The 17,839-nt window shown below is 66.6% G+C and carries 17 protein-coding genes; 7 read left to right on the forward strand and 10 right to left on the reverse strand.

Going from position 1 to position 17,839, the window contains the following annotated elements:
- Positions 1-127: 127 nt before the first annotated feature.
- The 3 genes from ftsX to ftsY are packed head-to-tail and all read right to left on the reverse strand — an operon-like array spanning position 128 to position 3,170.
- Positions 128-1,105, reverse strand: a complete 978-nt coding sequence (ftsX, locus tag QWY79_RS04020; RefSeq protein ID WP_290270124.1) for a permease-like cell division protein FtsX — start codon at positions 1,103-1,105, stop codon at positions 128-130.
- Positions 1,102-1,770: a cell division ATP-binding protein FtsE gene (gene ftsE, locus QWY79_RS04025; protein ID WP_290270126.1), complete on the reverse strand. Its 669-nt coding sequence runs from the start codon at positions 1,768-1,770 to the stop codon at positions 1,102-1,104. The genes ftsX and ftsE overlap by 4 nt, the downstream gene beginning before the upstream one ends.
- Complete coding sequence (ftsY, locus tag QWY79_RS04030; RefSeq protein WP_290270128.1) at positions 1,767-3,170, reverse strand: signal recognition particle-docking protein FtsY; 1,404 nt, start codon at positions 3,168-3,170, stop codon at positions 1,767-1,769. The genes ftsE and ftsY overlap by 4 nt, the downstream gene beginning before the upstream one ends.
- A 90-nt stretch (positions 3,171-3,260) precedes the next feature.
- Between ftsY and rsmD the strand changes: the two genes are divergently transcribed.
- Both rsmD and QWY79_RS04040 read left to right on the forward strand, forming a co-directional pair.
- On the forward strand, positions 3,261-3,902 hold the full coding sequence (gene rsmD, locus QWY79_RS04035; RefSeq protein ID WP_290270130.1) for a 16S rRNA (guanine(966)-N(2))-methyltransferase RsmD: 642 nt from the start codon (positions 3,261-3,263) through the stop codon (positions 3,900-3,902).
- A gap of 86 nt (positions 3,903-3,988) precedes the next feature.
- The gene (locus tag QWY79_RS04040) at positions 3,989-4,228 is read left to right on the forward strand and encodes a cell division protein ZapB (RefSeq protein WP_290270132.1); all 240 of its coding nucleotides are present in this window, start codon (positions 3,989-3,991) and stop codon (positions 4,226-4,228) included.
- Positions 4,229-4,234: 6 nt separating this feature from the next.
- On the opposite strand, the gene rimI is transcribed toward QWY79_RS04040, so the two are convergent.
- The 7 genes from rimI to prfB form a co-directional block, all read right to left on the reverse strand.
- Positions 4,235-4,699 carry a ribosomal protein S18-alanine N-acetyltransferase gene (gene rimI, locus QWY79_RS04045; protein ID WP_290270135.1) on the reverse strand — a complete coding sequence of 155 codons (465 nt, stop codon included), beginning with the start codon at positions 4,697-4,699 and terminating at the stop codon, positions 4,235-4,237.
- A complete protein-coding gene (locus tag QWY79_RS04050) occupies positions 4,686-5,534 on the reverse strand; it encodes a hypothetical protein (protein WP_290270137.1) in 849 nt (282 codons plus the stop codon). The genes rimI and QWY79_RS04050 overlap by 14 nt, the downstream gene beginning before the upstream one ends.
- Entirely contained in the window at positions 5,531-5,842 is a 312-nt protein-coding gene (locus tag QWY79_RS04055; RefSeq protein ID WP_141321180.1) for a BolA family protein, read from the reverse strand. Before QWY79_RS04055 ends, QWY79_RS04050 begins: the two co-directional genes overlap by 4 nt.
- Positions 5,843-5,885: 43 nt before the next feature.
- The gene (locus QWY79_RS04060) at positions 5,886-7,298 is read right to left on the reverse strand and encodes an MFS transporter (RefSeq protein ID WP_290270141.1); all 1,413 of its coding nucleotides are present in this window, start codon (positions 7,296-7,298) and stop codon (positions 5,886-5,888) included.
- 125 nt (positions 7,299-7,423) lie between these two features.
- A complete protein-coding gene (locus tag QWY79_RS04065) occupies positions 7,424-7,810 on the reverse strand; it encodes a hypothetical protein (protein ID WP_141321184.1) in 387 nt (128 codons plus the stop codon).
- Positions 7,811-8,024: 214 nt separating this feature from the next.
- Positions 8,025-9,584, reverse strand: a complete 1,560-nt coding sequence (gene lysS / locus QWY79_RS04070) for a lysine--tRNA ligase (protein ID WP_290270144.1) — start codon at positions 9,582-9,584, stop codon at positions 8,025-8,027.
- A 125-nt stretch (positions 9,585-9,709) separates the two neighbouring features.
- Positions 9,710-10,808, reverse strand: a protein-coding gene (prfB, locus tag QWY79_RS04075; RefSeq protein WP_141321188.1) for a peptide chain release factor 2 whose coding sequence is annotated in 2 segments (ribosomal slippage) — positions 9,710-10,732 and positions 10,734-10,808 — 1,098 coding nt in all. Because the reading frame shifts where the segments join, the coding sequence is not laid out codon by codon here.
- A gap of 207 nt (positions 10,809-11,015) precedes the next feature.
- On the opposite strand from prfB, the gene QWY79_RS04080 reads away from it, so the two are divergent.
- The 5 genes from QWY79_RS04080 to QWY79_RS04100 all read left to right on the forward strand — a co-directional run bounded on the left by QWY79_RS04080 (position 11,016) and on the right by QWY79_RS04100 (position 17,786).
- The gene (locus QWY79_RS04080; protein WP_290270148.1) at positions 11,016-12,605 is read left to right on the forward strand and encodes a peptide ABC transporter substrate-binding protein; all 1,590 of its coding nucleotides are present in this window, start codon (positions 11,016-11,018) and stop codon (positions 12,603-12,605) included.
- Between the two features lie 71 nt (positions 12,606-12,676).
- The gene (locus QWY79_RS04085; RefSeq protein WP_290270149.1) at positions 12,677-14,281 is read left to right on the forward strand and encodes a peptide ABC transporter substrate-binding protein; all 1,605 of its coding nucleotides are present in this window, start codon (positions 12,677-12,679) and stop codon (positions 14,279-14,281) included.
- Positions 14,282-14,285: 4 nt separating this feature from the next.
- On the forward strand, positions 14,286-15,212 hold the full coding sequence (gene oppB, locus QWY79_RS04090) for an oligopeptide ABC transporter permease OppB (protein WP_290270152.1): 927 nt from the start codon (positions 14,286-14,288) through the stop codon (positions 15,210-15,212).
- Positions 15,213-15,224: 12 nt separating this feature from the next.
- Positions 15,225-16,121: an ABC transporter permease subunit gene (locus QWY79_RS04095; RefSeq protein WP_290270154.1), complete on the forward strand. Its 897-nt coding sequence runs from the start codon at positions 15,225-15,227 to the stop codon at positions 16,119-16,121.
- A 66-nt stretch (positions 16,122-16,187) separates the two neighbouring features.
- Positions 16,188-17,786 carry an ABC transporter ATP-binding protein gene (locus QWY79_RS04100; RefSeq protein WP_290270156.1) on the forward strand — a complete coding sequence of 533 codons (1,599 nt, stop codon included), beginning with the start codon at positions 16,188-16,190 and terminating at the stop codon, positions 17,784-17,786.
- The last annotated feature ends 53 nt before the right edge of the window (positions 17,787-17,839 follow it).

Raw genomic sequence — 17,839 nt, forward strand, 5'->3', positions numbered from 1 at the left:
GATTGTCTCCTCGAAACCCATGTGTGGAATCGGTAATTGCTGCCTTGGACGACACAAGACCGATTCGGTTCCGGCTAACGATAAATTTGTCACTTGGTCCCTGGTTGCAAACCGGTGACGCATGACATCAGCGGGGGCGGATCTGCGCCAGATGGCGACTGACGGCAATCCAGGCACCCAGCCAGCCCAACAGTGTACTACATGCGAGAAGTGTTGCCGACCCCCCGACTCCCAGTGTCGGCAGCACGAAGCTGGCCCCATAGCTGGCGGCCAGCGAGGCGACCGGCCCGGAGAGCCAGTCACCGCCCAGCGCCAGCAGGCCCCAGGCCAGGATGCCGCCGCCCAGGCCGTACCAGGCGCCGCTGTACAGGAAGGGACGCCGCACGAACTGGTGAGTGGCGCCGATCAGGGTCACCACCTCGATTTCCTTGCGGCGATTCTCCACGGCCAGGCGGATGGTGTTGCCGACTACCAGCAGCACCCCCAGACCGAAGAGTACGCCCAGCGCCAGGGTCACGCGCTGCCCCAGCTCGGCAAGATGGCGCAATCGCTCCAGCCAGGCCAGGTCGAGACGCACTTCCTCGACCCCGCTGACGTCGCCGAGGCGCTCGGCCAGCCGACGCACTGCCTGCGGCGCCGGGTCTGACGGTGAAATCACGACACTCGCCGGCAATGGATTGCCCGGCAGGCGCGCCAGGGCGTCCTCGAGGCCCAGCGATTCCTGAAACTCGGCCATGCCGTCCTCGGCCGTGATCAGGCGCGTCTTGTCCACGCCCTGCTGCGCCGCCAGCGCCTCCTCGATACGGCCGGCCTCGGCGGCATCGACCCGGGTCTCGAGATAGGCCGTCAGGGTCGCACTCTCCTCCAGCTCGGCATCGAGCAGCCGCGCGCTGTCCAGCGTCAACCACAGCGCCGCGGGCAGCACCAGGGCAATGGCAATCGCCAGCATGGTCAGCAGGCTGCCCACCGGGTAGCGCAACAGGCGCCGCACACTATCCAGCGCCATGGCACGGTGGTGACGGCCCCAGCTGCGCCAGCGCCCCCCGGCACCGGCTCGCTGGGTGCGCGCCCCCCGCTGCGGAGTGTCCTGTGACTGCCGACTCATTCTGCCTCCTCGTCGCCGACCAGGCGGCCATCATGCAAGCGCAGGGTACGGTGCCGCAGCCTGGCGATCAGCGCCAGGTCGTGACTGGCGACCATGACCGTGGTGCCGATTCGATTGAAGTCCTCGAACAGCGACATGATATCGGCGGACAACTGAGGGTCGAGGTTACCGGTGGGCTCATCGGCCAGCAGCAGGGCCGGCTTGTTGACCACGGCGCGGGCGATGCCCACGCGCTGCTGCTCACCGCCCGACAGCTCCACCGGCAGCGCCTTTTCGCGATGCAGCAGGCCGACCTTGTCGAGGGCAGCGCGCACCCGACGCGCCGCCTCGCGGGGCTCCATGCCCTGGATCTCCAGTGGCAGGGCGACATTGTGATAGATCGAGCGATCGAACAGCAGCTGGTGATCCTGAAAGACCACGCCGATCTGGCGCCGGTAGAACGGCACCTGCGTCGAGTGGAGCTGGTCGATGTCGTGACCGGCCACCAGGATGCGCCCGCGGCTGGGCCGCTCCAGGCGCATGATCAGGCGCAGCAGAGAGCTCTTGCCCGCCCCGGAATGTCCGGTCAAAAAGGCCATCTCGCCACGCTCGACCCGGAAGTTGAGGTGGGCCAGTGCCTCGAAGCGCCCTCCATAGCGCTTGCCGACATGCTCGAAGGTGATCATTCGGCGGGGTCGCCCTTGTCGAAGAGGGCATCCACGAACTCACGAGCGGCGAAGGGCCGCAGATCGTCGAGGGTCTCGCCGACCCCGATGAAACGAATCGGCGTCCCCAGCTGCTGCGCCAGGGCGAAGATGATTCCGCCCTTGGCGGTACCATCCAGCTTGGTCAGGGTGATACCGGTGACCGGCACCGCCTCGTTGAAGGTCGAGGCCTGGGACAGCGCGTTCTGCCCGGTGCCGGCATCGAGCACCAGCATCACCTCATGGGGTGCCTCGGCATCGAGCTTGCCCAGCACCCGACGCACCTTCTTCAGCTCTTCCATCAGGTGCGACTTGTTGTGCAGGCGCCCGGCGGTATCGGCGATCAGGACATCGGTGCCACGCGCCTGCGCAGCCGCCAGGGCATCGTAGACCACCGAGGCGCTGTCGGCCCCGGTGTGCTGCGCGACCACCGGCACATGGTTGCGCTCGCCCCAGATCTGGAGCTGCTCGACGGCCGCCGCCCGGAACGTATCGCCGGCGGCCAGCATCACGCTGCGCCCCTCGCGCTGGAAGCGTTGGGTCAGCTTGCCGATGGTGGTGGTCTTGCCCACCCCGTTGACGCCGACCACCAGGATGACAAAGGGCCCCTGCCCCTTGGGCGGAAGCTCCAGCGGCTGAGTCACGCCCTCCAGCAGGCCGGTCAACTCATCCTGCAGCGCCTGATAAAGGGCCTGGGGATCCTTGAGCTCCTTGCGCGACACGCGCTCGGTCAGCCGCTCGATGATCTCGGTGGTGGCCTCGATGCCCACGTCCGCCATCAGCAGCTGGGTCTCGATCTCCTCCATGAGGTCATCGTCGATCTGCTTGCGGCCCATGAAGAGACCGGCGAGGCCATCGGCCAGATTGGCTCGGGTCTTGCCCAGCCCCTGCTTGATGCGGGCAAACCAGCCCTTCTTCTCGCTGCGCGGCTTGTCCCTGGGCGCCACGGCGGCGGGGTCCGGTTCCGGCTCAGGCGCCGGTTCAGGTGTCGGTTCGGGCTCGGGTGTCGGTTCGGGCTCGGGTGTCGGTTCGGGCTCGGGGACCGGTTCGGGCTCGGGGACCGGTTCGGGCTCGGGGGCCGGCTCGGGCTCGGGGGCCGGCTCCGGTTCAGGCGTCGGCTCGGGCTCGGGAATCGGCTCCGGCTCGGGCTCGCCTTCCGGCACCGGCGCCGGTTCGACTTCGGAAAGGGGCTCGGCAGTCTGCGGCTCGCGGCGAGACTCGACGTCCGGCGGCGTCTGCGCCTCGGCCTCCCGGGGCGACTCGGGCTCCGCCGCGGCGGGCTGCTCTTCGGCCGGCGCTGACTCGTCGCGCTCGACCTCCTGCTCAGGCGTCTCGACCGCCTGATCCTGCTGCTTCTTCTTGCGCTTGAAAAAACCGAACATGGGGGGATTCAGCCTCGCGGGTGAACGAATGCCCACATCCTACCATCGCGCATCATGACTGTGGACACAGGGCCCGCTACAATCGCGCACATGACTCGACGACGTTCCCGACGCACGCCACCTGCCGCGCGTGGCCGCCCGGCCGGCCAGCCTCAGGGCAAGCTGCGCATCATCGGCGGCGAATACCGCCGCCGCCAGCTGCCGGTCCTCGACCTGCCCGGGCTGCGCCCCACGCCCGACCGGGTGCGCGAAACCCTGTTCAACTGGCTGGGGCCGACACTCGCCGGCCGTCGCGTGCTGGATCTCTTCGCCGGCAGCGGCGCCCTGGGCCTGGAAGCCCTGTCACGCGGCGCCGGTGACGCGACCCTGGTCGAGCTCGACGCCCGTGCCAGCCGCGCCCTGAGCGACAACCTGGCCAGCCTGGGCATCGCCCGGGCCGAGGTGGTCAAGCGCGACGCCCGCCGCTTTCTCGAGGGCGAGCCGGTCGCCTATTCGCTGGTGTTTGTCGATCCGCCCTTCCATCAGGGCCTCGCCGCACCCTGCTGTGCCGCCCTGGAGCAGGGCTGGCTGAGCGAAGAGGCGAGCATCTATGTGGAAACCGAAACGACGCTCGAGCCACGGGTGCCCGACAACTGGACACTGCACCGCGAAGTTCGCGCGGGAGAAGGCACGGGGCGACTCTATCGACGCCAGCCCGACCACCGCGATTGCGGCGATAAAGACGCTTGCTGAGCCCCGCCGGCGGCGTTACGCTGCCGATTGCAGGACGCGCTCAACGGGCCGAGCCCGACTCAGCTAGACATCACCAGGAGAAACGGATGAGCAACGAACTCTTCAACCAGCTCGAACAGAAGGTCTCCAGCGCCGTCGAGGCACTGGAGTTGATGAAAATGGAAGCCGAGGAGCTGCGCGAGGAAAACACCCGCCTCAAGCAGGAACGCGAGGAATGGGAGCGTCGCTTGTCCGCGCTGCTCGGCAAGTTCGACGACGTCGACACCGGCTCGTCTTCCGCACAAGCATCCTCCGAGTCGGAACAGCCGGCCCACCAGCAAGGCTGAACCCCGTCACGCCTGCTGCAGCCTGCGTGACATCAGGAGGGCATCCTCCCGCCCGGCGCCGTCAAGCGATGGATAATAGTCGCGGCGGCGCCCGTCCTCGCCGAATCCCCAGCGGCGATAAAGCCGTATTGCCGCCTCGTTGCCGGCCCTGACTTCCAGCAGCAGGCGCTCGCTGTTCCAGCCCCTCGCCCGAGCCTCCACGGCCTGCATGAGCGTCGCCGCCAGGCCCTCCCGGCGCGCCCGTGGGGCCACCAGGAGCGACTGCAGCTCGGCATCGAAGGGCAGTCGCGATACATGCGCATAAGCGATCAGCCGCCCGTTGCGGTAGATGCCCAGCAAGTGTTCGTTGTTATCCGCCAGGGCCGATTTCAGCCGGGGCGCCTCCAGCGGGAAGCGCTGCGAGACCCGCTCCAGCTCGACCACGTCGGCCAGTGCATCGGCGTCCAGCACCCGCGCCTCAGGCGTCGTCATCGCCCCCGCTCCACAGGCGTGGCCAATCGGCGAGACGCGGCCACAAGGCCCGCTTGGCATCAGCACTCGCGGCGAGCGTCTGCAGGTCCGGCCCCTGCCAGACCGGCAACGACAACAGCGCGCTGTGGCCGTCGGCCAGCTGCAACAGGCGTTCCGTGAGCGCGGCCTCGCCGAAGACCAGCAGGCGTTCCGGCTGCCAGCCGCGCTGGCGACGCCCGCTCAGGAAGGCGCGCAGCCCATCCTGAGCCTCCTCCAGCGGCGACTCCACCGTCAGGCCCTCGAGCTGGGGCCAGCGAAAGCTCTCGAAGGTCGGCGCCTGGCTGGGCACCACCCCGACCGAACGCATCAGGTTGCCCAGCAAGCGGTACTCGGTATCACTGGGCCCCCGATCCCGCGGCAGGACCAGCAACCAGCGCCCCTCCAGGCAGCTTACCTGCCAGGTGAAGCGCAGGGCCTCGTTGGACGTTTCGCTGGCTGACGCGGGCGTCGCCTGCTCCGTCGCAGGGCCGGACGAGGCCGCAGGCGCCGGCGTCGCCGGCGCGCTGTCCGACGACGACTCGCCCGGCATCAGGTCGCCCAGCAGGGCACGCGCCTTGCGCGGCCCGCTCGGCGGCCGCACGGCACTTTCCTGCGGCTCGGAGGACGACGCGCTGGCTTCACCGGCATCCCCCAGCAGGGCATGCAGACGCTCACTGGGGGCAGTGGCGGGCTCCGGGGCTGGCGACTCCCATTCACAGGACGGCGTTTCCAGCGCATTGGGCAGCCGATAGCGTGCCGCCCAGGCCGTGAGCCCCATGGCCTCCAGGTATTGCAGCCGATGTGGCTCGCTGGTCACGAACCGTCTCCGCCGCGGCAATCCGGCGAGTTCGGTCGCGACTCGCCCCGCGCCTGCCATTCCTGAGGCGTATAGGGGTGCAGTGCCAGGGCGTGTACCGGGCCGGCCAGCTCATCGGCCAGCAGCGCATAGATCTGCTGATGGCGCTTGACCGGCATCAGGCCTTCGAAACGCGACGACACCAGGGTGACCTTGAAGTGGGTCTCGGCATTGGCCGGCACATTGTGTCGATGGCTCTCGTTCTCCACCGTCAGGAAGGTGGGTTCGAGGGCCTGGAGCTTCTCCTCGATGGTCGACTGGGTGCTCATGTCGGCTCCCCGATGATGAGTGGTGAATACACAATCCGAATCTTCATTGTACGCTTTCAGAAGCGCCGCGACGACGTGCGCGCATCGCGTCTTCCGCGCGCGAGACACGTGCCAGGCTCGTCAACAGGGCCAGTCCGCCGGCCGCCGCACCGCCCCACAGCGCCCACTGCACCGGCGCCCCCGCCGACAGGCAGGCCCCGACCATCGCCACGCCCATGGCCTGCCCGACGGTGCGCGTGGTGCTCATCACGCCCGATGCATTGGCGCTGCGCTCGGCCGGCACGCTGGTCATCAACTCGCGATTGTTGGGTGGCTGAAAGAGACCGAAGCCCAGGCCACAGAGGGCGGTGCGCCACAGGCAGTCGAGTATGCCGGCCTGCGCGCCCAGGCCGCCCAGCGCCAGCATGCCCGCGATCAGCACCACCAGGCCCAGGCAGGCGATCAGGCTGGGGTTGAGTCGGTCGGCGAGACGCCCCGCCAGCGGGCCGGCCAGCATGATCATCAACGGCCAGGGGGTAAACAGGAAGGCGGTTTCCAGCGGCGAGAACCCCATGCCCTGCTGATAGAGAAACGACAGGGCCACGAAGGCCAGCCCCTGGCCGACGAACGCCAGCCCCTGCGACGCCACGGCCAGACTGAAACGCGGCTGGCGGAACAGCGTCAACGGCAACAACGGGAATGGCGCCCGATGCTGGCGCCACAGGAAACCGCCGCCGACGACCAGGCTAAGCGCCAGCCAGCCCAGCGTCTGCCAGGCCGGCGTCCGATGCCCCACCCCATCCAGGGCCAGGAAGAGCGCGCCCAGCATGAGCATCGCCCCGCAGGCGCCCGGCCAGTCGAAGCCACCGCGACGCCCCGCCTCGCGCGGCAGGGCCCGCCAGGCCAGCACCACGGCGACCACGCCGATGGGCACCGGCAGGGCGAACAGCCAGGGCCAGTCGGCCACGGACAGCACCAGCCCGCCGATCGCCGGCCCGGCGGTATAGCCGGTCGCCACGACCAGCGAGCTCAGCCCCAGCGCACTCCCCAGCAGCCGCGAGGGAAAGATGCTGCGATACAGCGACGGGCCGATCGACAGGGTAGCTGCCGCCCCCATGCCCTGCAGGGCCCGGAAGCCCAGCAGCATGTCGAGATCCCGGGACAGGGCACTGCCGGCCGCCGCCACCACGAACAGACTCAGCCCGGCCACATAGAGTCGACGCCGGCCGATGATCTCGCTGAGTGCCGAAAAGACCAGCAGGAAGGCGGCGCAGACGATCTGGAAGATATTGGTGACCCAGACGGCACTCGACGACGCGACCTCCAGCCCCGCCGCGATCGACGGCAGCGCGAGATTGATCATGGTGGCATCGACCACGGCCATGGTCGTGCCACAGATCAGCGCCATCACCGCCAGCCGGCGTTCCGGGCCGGGCAGGCCATCATCGCCTTCGCGCGTCGCAAAGAGTCGGCTCATGCGTCAGGGTCCATAACATGCAAAAACCGGCACGGAGCCGGCTTCAGCGTGATCCACGCAGGGCACACAACACCTCGCTGACGGCCGCTGGCATGGCCGTCAGCGAAGTGGAGCGCCGCGCCGAATCAGTCCTGGTCGGTTTCCAGCAGCATGCTGTCATCCACCTCGGCGATCTCCAGCGCGGCCTCGTTATCCAGGTCGATGGCCAGGTAGCTGTGCTCGACACGCACGAAACGCTGGAAGAGCGACCAGTCCAGGGTCTCGGGCCACTGGCGTTCATCCTCTTCCCAGGCGCGCAGCTCGGTCTCGAGAATCTCGAGGTAGCGTTCGCGCACGAAGGCGTCGAGATTTTCCGGGGTATCCATCTCGGGAATCAGGTAAACGGTACTTTCCCGTTCGACGTCCTCCAGGGCCAGATCGTCATCCCCGACGGTGGGTTCCAGTGCATTGATCCAGTCCACGAAATGCTGGGTCGGTCTGACACTCAGGGCGGAGCGGTTGAGCAGTTTCATCACGGTCTCCTCGACGTCGAAACGCTGACCATTATGGGCGCCAGCGGCGCCTCTTACCAACATTTCTGCAACGCAGCGCCCCGAATTGCGGACCACTCGGGGCTGATCCGTCGGCAGGTCTACGAGAGGGCTTGTCACCGGATCAGCCCCGCGCCAGCGGTTGGTTGCTGAGCAAAGCGCTTCGCGTAACGCCGCGATTTGCGCGCGCAGGCATTTAAGCAGTACTTCCCTCGGGCCGCATGGCCGGGAACAGCAACACATCACGGATGGAAGCGCTGTCCGTGAGCAGCATCACCAGCCGGTCGATGCCGATGCCCTCGCCCGCCGTCGGCGGCATGCCGTACTCCAGGGCCCGGACATAGTCGGCATCATAGTACATGGCCTCGTCGTCGCCGGCCTCCTTCTCGGCCACCTGAGCGGCAAATCGCTCGGCCTGGTCCTCGGCATCATTGAGCTCGGAGAAACCATTGGCCAGTTCGCGGCCACCGACGAAGAACTCGAAGCGCTCGGTGACGAAGGGATTGCTGTCCTTGCGACGCGCCAGCGGGCTGACCTCGGTGGGGTAGTCGGTGATGAAGGTCGGCTGCTGCAGACGATGCTCGACGGTCTCCTCGAAGATCTCGATCTGCACCTTGCCGAGCCCCCAGCCCTCCTGGAGCTTGATACCCAGCCGCTTTGCAATCTCGCGGGCGGCGGATGCGTCGGCCAGCGACTCGGCGCTGATGTCATCGTTATAGGCCAGGATGGCATCGAAGACGCTGAGACGCTCGAAGGGCTTGCCGAAATCGTATTCGACGGTTTCCAGCACCTCGCCCTCGGCGTCCCTCACGGTATTGATCACCAGGGAGTCGCCCAACACCGTGCGCGTCACCTGACGCAGCATGGCCTCGGTGAAGTCCATCAGGTCATGGTAGTCCGCATAGGCCTGGTAGTACTCGACCATGGTGAACTCGGGGTTGTGACGCGTGGACAGCCCTTCGTTGCGGAAATTGCGGTTGATCTCGAAGACCTTCTCGAAGCCGCCCACCACCAGTCGCTTGAGGTAGAGCTCCGGGGCGACGCGCAGGTACATGTCCATGTCCAGCGCATTGTGATGAGTGATGAAGGGTCGTGCCGTGGCGCCCCCGGGGATCTGCTGCAGCATCGGCGTCTCGACTTCCATGAAGCCGTGATCCTCGAAGAAGCGACGCATGGCGCTGATCACACCGGCGCGGGTCTTGAAGACATCCCGCGAGCCGGGGTTCATGATCAGGTCGACATAGCGCTGACGATAGCGGGCTTCCATGTCGGTCAGGCCGTGGAACTTGTCGGGCAGCGGACGCAGGCTCTTGGTCAACAGCCGCGCCTGCTCCATCATCACGTAGAGATCGCCCTTGCCGGACTTGTGCACCGGCCCGCTGCCGGCCACGATGTCGCCGATGTCCCAGCCCTTGATGTCCTCGAGCAGCTCGGCCGGCAGGCCCTTCTTGTCGACATACAGCTGGATCTGACCGGACACGTCCTGAATGACGATGAAGGGCCCGCGCTTGCGCAGGATACGCCCGGCCACGGCCGCCGGACGGCCCAGGGACTCGAGCTCGGCCTTGTCCTTCTCGCCCAGTTCGTCCTGCAGCTCCGCGGCCAGGCTGTCACGCCGGAAGTCATTGGGAAAGGCACTACCTCCCTCGACGGCGGCACGTTCACGGCGTTCGGCCAGCTTGGCCCGCCGCTCCGCGATCAGGTGATTCTCGTCGGTGGTCGCCGCGGAGGCCTGTGAGTTCTCCTGGTGGGCCATATTGCTACCTGTCTAAGTGGTCTACGGGCTTCGGATTGCGAGTTGCGAGCTGCGGGGCGGTGTCCTTCCAGCTTCCAGCTTCAAGCTTCAAGCTCCGGGGTTCGCAGCTCGCCTCGCGGGGCGCGTCACAGCCCCTGCTTCAAGCTGGCGATGATGTACTGGTCCAGATCGCCGTCCAGCACCTTCTCGCAGCTGCTGGACTGAACGCCGGTCCGCAGGTCCTTGATGCGCTGATCATCCAGCACATAGGAACGGATCTGGCTGCCCCAGCCGATATCGGACTTGGAGTCCTCGGCTTCCTGCTTGGCGGCATTGCGCTTTTCCATCTCGAGCTCCCACAGCTTCGCCCGCAGCTGTTTCATGGCGAAGTCGCGGTTGGCGTGCTGGCTGCGCTGGCTCTGGCAGGCCACTACGATACCGGTGGGCTCGTGGGTCACACGCACCGCGGAGTCGGTGGTGTTGACGTGCTGGCCACCGGCGCCACTGGAGCGATAGGTGTCGACGCGCAGGTCCGAGGGATTGATCTCGACCTCGAAGCTATCATCGACTTCCGGCGACAGGAACACCGAGGCGAAGGAAGTGTGACGCCGGCCGCCGGAGTCGAACGGACTCTTGCGCACCAGACGATGGACGCCGGTCTCGGTGCGCAGCCAGCCGAAGGCATACTCGCCCTGGATGTGCACGGTGGCCGACTTGATGCCGGCCACATCACCGGCCGACAGCTCGATCATGTCCGCCTTGAAATTGTGGTGCTCGGCCCAGCGCAGATACATGCGCAGCAGCATGTTGGCCCAGTCCTGAGCCTCGGTGCCACCGGAGCCCGCCTGGATATCCAGATAGGCGTTGTTGGGGTCCATCTCGCCGGAGAACATGCGCCGGAACTCGAGCTTCTCGAGGTTGGCCTGAAGGTTTTCCAGCTCGCGGCCCACCTCCTCGACGGTATCCGCGTCTTCTTCCATCTCGGCCAGTTCGAGCAGGTCGCGATTGTCGTTCAGGCCGCGTTCCAGCTCATCGATGGTCTCCACCACCATCTCGAGGGTTGCCCGCTCCTTGCCCAGTTTCTGGGCATGATCAGGGTCGCTCCAGACGTTGGGGTCCTCGAGCTCGCGAGTGACTTCTTCTAGCCGTTCTTTCTTCTCGGCATAGTCAAAGATACCCCCTCAGGACGTCTGTCCGTTCAGACAGGTCCTTGATGAGGTGATTGATAGGATTGACTTCCTGCATGACGCTCGCCTAATTTTCAGAGAATGTCCGCGGCCTCCAGCGTGCCAGCGGCCAAGGAAGGGAAGAGCATTGTAGCCAAATGCCGTCACAGCGTCATCCCGTCGCCAGCCTGGCGTCATGTCGCCTTGCGGACCGGCCGGTGGCACGCTGTCAGGCCATGCAGGCCCTTGCCCGCCGACAACAACATCAGCCAAGAAGAGATACACGATGCATAACCGCATTCCCCTGGTGAGCGCCATGGCGCTTGCTTCTGCCCTGCTGGCGTCGCCCGTGGCGGCGCAGACCCTGGACATCGGCATCAGCGGCGACCCGAGCTCACTGGATCCTTCGCGCATCACCGGCGGTGTCTGGGAGGAAGACGTGCTGCGCGACATCTTCGAGGGCCTGATCGCCGTCAATGCCCAGGGCGAGATGATCCCCGGCGCGGCCAGTGACTGGACCGTCAGCGAGGACGGCAAGCGCTGGACCTTCACCCTGCGCGACGAGCTTCGCTGGTCGGACGGCGAACCGCTGACCGCCGAGGACTTCGTGTTCGCCCTGCGCCGCCAGGTGAACCCGGAAACCGCTTCCAACTATGCCCATCGCCTCTATCCGGTGGTCAACGCCGAAGCGGTCAACGCCGGCGACAAGCCACTGGATGCGCTCGGCGTGGAAAGCCAGGATGACGGCCGCACCCTGGTCATCCACCTCGAGGAACCCGCGGCCTACTTCCTCAAGACCCTGATCCTGCCCTTCGGCTACCCGCTCCCCGAGCACGTGGTCACGGAGCACGGCGATGACTGGAGCCGCCCGGAGAATATCGTCGTCAACGGTGCCTTCAAGCCCGTCAGCCGGGTCGCCAACACCCGCCTGGAGACCGTCCGCAACCCGGAGTATCACGCCGCCGACAGCGTCAGCCTGGAGGGCGTCAACTTCTTCCCGGTGGAGGACAAGAACGCCGGCATCTCGCGCTTCCGGGCCGGCGAGCTGGATATCCTGCGCGACTTCCCGGCGGCCCGCTATCAGTGGCTCAACGACAACCTGCCGGAGGCCACCCGGATCACGCCCTCGCTGGGCAGCTATTACTATGCCTTCAACCTGGCCGAGGACTCCCCGGTCGCCGACAAGCGCATCCGCGAGGCGCTGTCGCTGGCCATTCGCCGCGAGGTGATCGCCAACCAGTTGCTCGACGGTGCCGTCACCCCGGCCCAGTCACTGGTGCCCACCGGCGTGAACCACTACACCCCAGCCGTGCAGCCGGGGCTCGACGAGGACATGGAAACCCGCATGGCCCGCGCCCGCGAGCTCATGCAGGAAGCCGGCCATGGCCCGGACAACCCACTGGAGCTGACCCTGCGCTACAACAGCAGCGAGGAGCACCAGCGTATCGCAGTGGCAGTGGCCGCCATGTGGGAGCCGCTGGGCGTCGAGGTCGAGATGCGCGCCAGCGAGGCCAATATTCACTACTCCGAGCTGATGGAAGCCGACTTTCAGGTCGCCCGCGCCGCCTGGATCTCCAGCTACGACGACGCCCAGAACTTCCTTCAGCTGCTCTCCAGCGAAGGCACGAACAATTACGGCAACTACGCCAACCCGGAATTCGACCGCCTGCTCGGCGAGGCCGATCGCGAGTCGGACGACGACGTGCGGCGCGACATGATGGAACGCGCCGAGGCCATGGCGCTGGCCGACTATCCGCTGGCGCCCATCTATCTCTACAGTGCTCGCAACCTGGTCGACCCGGCCCTGAGCGGCTGGGAGAACAACGCCCTGGACATGCATCCGTCGCGTTACGTCTCGCTCGACGAAACCAACTGAGCCGACCGACCTGCGCCCCCGCCACTGCGGGGCGCAGCTGCGTGCCTGCGCTTCACTGATCAGGAGTCTTCATGTCCGCCTTACCACTGCAACGGAATGCTTCCGGCCTGGCGCTCGGCCTGGCCATGGCCACCACGACCCTCTTCGCTTCCGCCACCCAGGCACAGACGCTGGACATCGGTGTCATGGGCGAGCTGGCGTCCTTCGACACCTCTCAGGTGGCGGGCGGCGTCTGGGAGTCCCAGGTGCTGATGGACGTCTACGAGGGGCTCTTCAAGCTCGCTCCCGATGGCAAGCTGCTGCCGGGCATGGCGACGGATCACGAGGTATCCGAGGACGGCCGAACCTACACCTTCCACCTGCGCGAGGACGCCCGCTGGTCGGATGGCGAGCCCGTCACCGCCGAGGATTTCGTCACCGGCTGGCGCCACCTGCTGAAGCCCCGCAACGCCTCCAAGTACGCCTACATGCTGTATCCGGTGGTCAATGCCGAGGCCATCAACCGCGGCGACATGCCCCCGGAAAAGCTGGGGGTCGAGGCACTGGATGACGGGCGCACCCTGCGCGTCGAGCTGGAACATTCCACCCCCTACTTCCCGCAGCTGCTGACCCACTACACGGCCTACCCGCTGCCCACCCATTTGCTCGAAGCACACGGCAGCGACTGGATCGACCTCGAGCATATCGCCACCAATGGCGCCTTCACGCCGGTGGAATGGGTCTCCCAGTCGCGCATCAGCGTGGAGCCCAACAGCCAGTACTATGACGCCGAGCAGATCAGCCTCGAGCGGGTCAATTACCACACCAGCGAAGACCGCAGTGCCGCGCTGTCGCGCTTTCGTGCCGGGGAGCTGGATATCGTCCGCGAATATGCCTCGGAGCGCTATCAGTGGCTGCAGGAGAACCTGCCGGAGGCCACCCGGATGGCGCCCTACCTGGGCAGCTATTACTACGTCTTCAACCACCGCGACGGCCACCCGACCAGTGATGCCCGGGTGCGCGAAGCCCTCAGCCTGGCGATTCGCCGCAAGGTCATTGCCGAGCAGTTGATGCAGGGCACCTTCGAGCCCGCCCACGCCTTCGTGCCACCCGGTGTCAACCACTATGAAGGGGTCGATGAGGCGCCCACCGCCGGCAAGATGGAAGCCCGCATGGCGCAGGCCAGAAAGCTGCTGCAAGAGGCCGGTTATGGTCCCGACAACCCCCTGGAGCTGCGCCTGCGCTACAACTCCAGTGAAGAGCACAAGCGCATTGCCGTGGCCATCGCCGCCATGTGGCGGCCGCTGGGGGTCGAGGTCGAGCTGATCAATGCCGAGGCCACGGTGCACTACCAGACCATCGCCGAAGGCGACTTCGATGTCGCCCGGGCCGGCTGGGTCGCCGACTACAATGACGCCGAGAACTTCCTCACTCTGCTGAAGTCCGGCGTGGGCAACAACTACGGCGCCTATGCCAACCCGGAATTCGATGAGCTGCTGGCAGAAGCGGCCCGGACCCAGGACGCCGATGCCCGCCAGGCCCTGCTGGAAGAGGCCGAGACGCTGGCCATGCAGGATCATGCCGTGGCACCGCTGCTCTATTATGTGAGCCGCAACCTGGTCAACCCGGCACTGGATGGCTGGCAGAACAACATCGAGGATGACCATCCCTCGCGCTGGATCAGCTTCGAGGAGTGAGTCCTTGCTGAACTACATTGCCAAACGTCTGGCCATGGCGATCCCGACCCTGTGGATCGTCATCACGCTGTCGTTCTTCCTGATGCGGGTGGCGCCGGGCGGCCCCTTCGATGGCGAACGCCAGTTGCCGCCGGAGATCGAAGCCAACCTGATGGCCGCCTATCACCTGGATGAGCCCCTGTGGATGCAGTACCTGCGCTACATGGGCAACCTGTTGCAGGGCGACTTCGGGCCTTCGTTCAAGTACAAGGACTTCTCGGTCACCGAGCTGATCATGCAGGGCTTTCCGGTCAGCCTCGAGCTGGGTGCCCTGGCGATCGGCCTGGCCCTGCTGCTGGGCCTGCCGATGGGCGTGATGGCCGCACTGAAGCGCAACACCGCCCTGGACTACAGCCTGATGGGCGTGGCGCTGGGTGGCATCGCCATCCCCAACTTCGTGATCGCCCCGCTGATGGCGCTGTTGTTCGGGGTGCTGCTCGGCTGGCTGCCGGTGGGCGGCTGGAACGGCGGCGCCCTGCCCAACCTGGTCCTGCCGGTGGTGGCCCTGGCCATCCAGCAGATCGCCTATGTGGCGCGCATGATGCGCGCCTCGATGATCGAGGTGCTGGGCAGTCACTACATCCGCACCGCTCGGGCCAAGGGGCTGCGCGAGCACGAGGTGATCCTGCGCCATGCCCTGCGGCCGGCCATGCTGCCGGTACTCTCCTACCTGGGGCCCGCCATTGCCGGCATCATCACCGGTTCGGTGGTCATCGAGCAGATCTTCGGCCTGCCGGGCATCGGCCGCTATTTCGTACAGGGCGCCCTCAACCGCGACTACACCCTGGTGATGGGCACGGTGGTCTTCTACGGCGTGCTGATCGTGTTGATGAACCTGATCGTCGACCTGCTGTATTCACTGTTCGACCCACAGATCCGCTATGACGACTGACCGGAGCGCGCCATGACGTCCTCTTCCAACGCCATTGCCGATGACCGGACCGCCACCGTCGCCGGCGAGAGCCTGGGCCGCGAGGCCTGGCGCCGCCTGCGTCAAAACCGCGCCGCCATGGCCAGCCTGATCATGCTGGGCGTGATGACACTGGCCTGCGTCGTCGGCCCCTGGCTGCTGCCCTGGGGACTGGCCGAGGTCGACTGGAACGCCTTCGGTGTCCCGCCGACGCTCGAGGGCAACCACTTCCTGGGCACTGACGCCAATGGCCGCGACCTGCTGACCCGCACCCTGTACGGCGGCCGCATCTCGCTGTCGGTGGCGCTGGTGGCGACCCTGGTCAGCCTGGTGATCGGCGTGCTCTACGGTGCCATCGCCGGCTACATGGGCGGCCGCGTGGACAGCCTGATGATGCGCTTCGTCGACATCATGTATTCGCTGCCCTTCATGTTCCTGGTGATCCTGCTGATGGTGGTGCTGGGCCGCAACATCCTGCTGATCTACGCCGCCATCGGCGCCGTGGAATGGCTCGACATGGCGCGCATCGTGCGCGGCCAGACGCTCTCGCTGAAGCGCCGCGAGTTCATCGAGGCCGCCCATGCCCTGGGGGTCAGGGATTCGACCATCGTGTTGCGCCACCTGATCCCCAACTCCGTGGGGCCGGTGATCATCTATGTCACCCTGACCGTGCCCAAGGTGATCCTGCTGGAAAGCTTCCTGTCCTTCCTGGGGCTCGGGGTACAGGAGCCGCTGACCAGCTGGGGTGTACTGATCAGCGAGGGCACCGCCAACATGCAGGGCGCGCCCTGGATGCTGATCGTGCCGGCGGTCTTCCTGGCAGTGACCCTGTTCTGTCTCAACTTTCTCGGTGATGGACTGCGCGATGCCCTCGACCCACGCACCCGTTGAGCCGCGCGTTCGCCTCACGCCCATGCCAGCCGTACCGTTCGACACCACTCGCCAGGGGAGGCCGAGATGACCACACCGCTGCTCGAGATCGATAACCTCAGGGTCGACTTCGATCTGCCCACGGGGCCCGTCACCGCGGTCAAGGACGTCAGCTTCTCAATCGGCGAAAACCAGACCCTGGCACTCGTCGGCGAGTCCGGCTCCGGCAAGTCGGTCACCTCCACCGCCGTGATGCGTTTGCTGCCCGAGATGGCCCGCATCTCCGGGAAGATACGCTTCGCCGGTGAGGACCTGGCACAGGCATCGGCATCACGCATTCGCCAGCTGCGCGGCAACGACATCTCGATGATCTTTCAGGAGCCGATGACCTCGCTCAATCCCTTGCAGCGCATCGGCCGCCAGGTCGCCGAAGTGCTGAAGAAGCATCGCGGCATGAGTGGCAAGGCCGCACGCACCCGCGTGCTGGAACTCCTCGAGCAGGTGGGCATTCCCGAAGCGCAACGCCGCATCGACAGCTACCCCTATGAACTCTCCGGCGGCCAGCGCCAGCGGGTGATGATCGCCATGGCGCTGGCCTGCGAGCCCCGCCTGCTGATTGCCGATGAGCCGACCACCGCCCTGGACGTCACCGTGCAGGCGCAGATCCTGGAGCTGCTGCGCGACCTCCAGCGGCGCTATGGCATGGCCATCCTCTTCATCACCCACGACCTGGGGCTGGTGCGTCAGTTCGCCGGGCGCGTCTGCGTCATGCGTCATGGCGAGCTGGTCGAGTCGGGCAGCACCGCCGAGGTCTTCGCCGCCCCCCGGCATGACTACACGCGCATGCTGCTGGAGGCCGAGCCACGCGGCCACAAGCCACCGGTGGCCGCGGACGCGCCCCTGTTGCTGCAGGCCAGGGACATGCGGGTGCACTTCACGACTCGCAAACGGCTCTTCGCGGCCGACGACGTCTTCGAGGCCGTGCGTGGCATCACGCTCGACGTGCAGCGCGGCCAGACGGTCGGCATCGTCGGCGAGTCCGGCTCCGGCAAGTCGACCCTGGGCCGCGCCCTGCTGCGGCTGCTCGACAGCCAGGGCCAGTTGCGCTTCGAGGACACGGACATCTCGGGCTTCGACAAGGCACTGATGCGTCCGCTGCGCTCACGCATGCAGGTGGTCTTTCAGGACCCCTTCGGCTCGCTCTCGCCACGCCTGACCGTGGGCGAGATCATCAGCGAGGGACTGAGAGTGCACTTCCCCGAGCTGGACCGCCGGGAACGCGAGCGCCGCGTCATCGAGGCGCTGGAGGACGTCGCCCTGGACCCGCTGATGCGCAAGCGCTATCCGCACGAGTTTTCCGGCGGCCAGCGCCAGCGCATCGCCATCGCCCGCGCCCTGGTCCTCAAGCCCGACTTCCTGCTGCTCGATGAACCCACCTCGGCGCTGGACCGCTCGGTTCAGGTCACGGTGATCGAGCTGTTGCGTCACCTACAGGACAAGTACGGGCTGACGTACGTTTTCATCAGCCACGACCTGGCCGTGGTGCGTGCCCTGTCCGATACCGTGCTGGTCATGAAGGACGGGGCGGTAGTCGAACAGGGCGCCACCGAAAGCGTCTTCGCCAACCCGCGCGAGGCCTATACCCGGGAGCTGATGCGCGCCGCCTTCGTCGACCATGCCGCCTGAGCCGAAGCCCGCGGCTGTCACCCTACCGCGCCCCGAAAATAACGAACCCCGGC

Source organism: Halomonas sabkhae, from assembly GCF_030409265.1.
GTDB classification, from domain to species: Bacteria; Pseudomonadota; Gammaproteobacteria; order Pseudomonadales; family Halomonadaceae; genus Halomonas; species Halomonas halmophila.

Bases quoted from the DNA above. Each gene is read 5' to 3' on its own strand.
- ftsX (WP_290270124.1), bottom strand. From the start codon at position 1,105: ATGAGTCGGCAGTCACAGGACACTCCGCAGCGGGGGGCGCGCACCCAG.
- ftsE (WP_290270126.1), bottom strand. From the start codon at position 1,770: ATGATCACCTTCGAGCATGTCGGCAAGCGCTATGGAGGGCGCTTCGAG.
- ftsY (WP_290270128.1), bottom strand. From the start codon at position 3,170: ATGTTCGGTTTTTTCAAGCGCAAGAAGAAGCAGCAGGATCAGGCGGTC.
- rsmD (WP_290270130.1), top strand. From the start codon at position 3,261: ATGACTCGACGACGTTCCCGACGCACGCCACCTGCCGCGCGTGGCCGC.
- QWY79_RS04040 (WP_290270132.1), top strand. From the start codon at position 3,989: ATGAGCAACGAACTCTTCAACCAGCTCGAACAGAAGGTCTCCAGCGCC.
- rimI (WP_290270135.1), bottom strand. From the start codon at position 4,699: ATGACGACGCCTGAGGCGCGGGTGCTGGACGCCGATGCACTGGCCGAC.
- QWY79_RS04055 (WP_141321180.1), bottom strand. From the start codon at position 5,842: ATGAGCACCCAGTCGACCATCGAGGAGAAGCTCCAGGCCCTCGAACCC.
- QWY79_RS04060 (WP_290270141.1), bottom strand. From the start codon at position 7,298: ATGAGCCGACTCTTTGCGACGCGCGAAGGCGATGATGGCCTGCCCGGC.
- QWY79_RS04065 (WP_141321184.1), bottom strand. From the start codon at position 7,810: ATGAAACTGCTCAACCGCTCCGCCCTGAGTGTCAGACCGACCCAGCAT.
- lysS (WP_290270144.1), bottom strand. From the start codon at position 9,584: ATGGCCCACCAGGAGAACTCACAGGCCTCCGCGGCGACCACCGACGAG.
- QWY79_RS04080 (WP_290270148.1), top strand. From the start codon at position 11,016: ATGCATAACCGCATTCCCCTGGTGAGCGCCATGGCGCTTGCTTCTGCC.
- QWY79_RS04085 (WP_290270149.1), top strand. From the start codon at position 12,677: ATGTCCGCCTTACCACTGCAACGGAATGCTTCCGGCCTGGCGCTCGGC.
- QWY79_RS04095 (WP_290270154.1), top strand. From the start codon at position 15,225: ATGACGTCCTCTTCCAACGCCATTGCCGATGACCGGACCGCCACCGTC.
- QWY79_RS04100 (WP_290270156.1), top strand. From the start codon at position 16,188: ATGACCACACCGCTGCTCGAGATCGATAACCTCAGGGTCGACTTCGAT.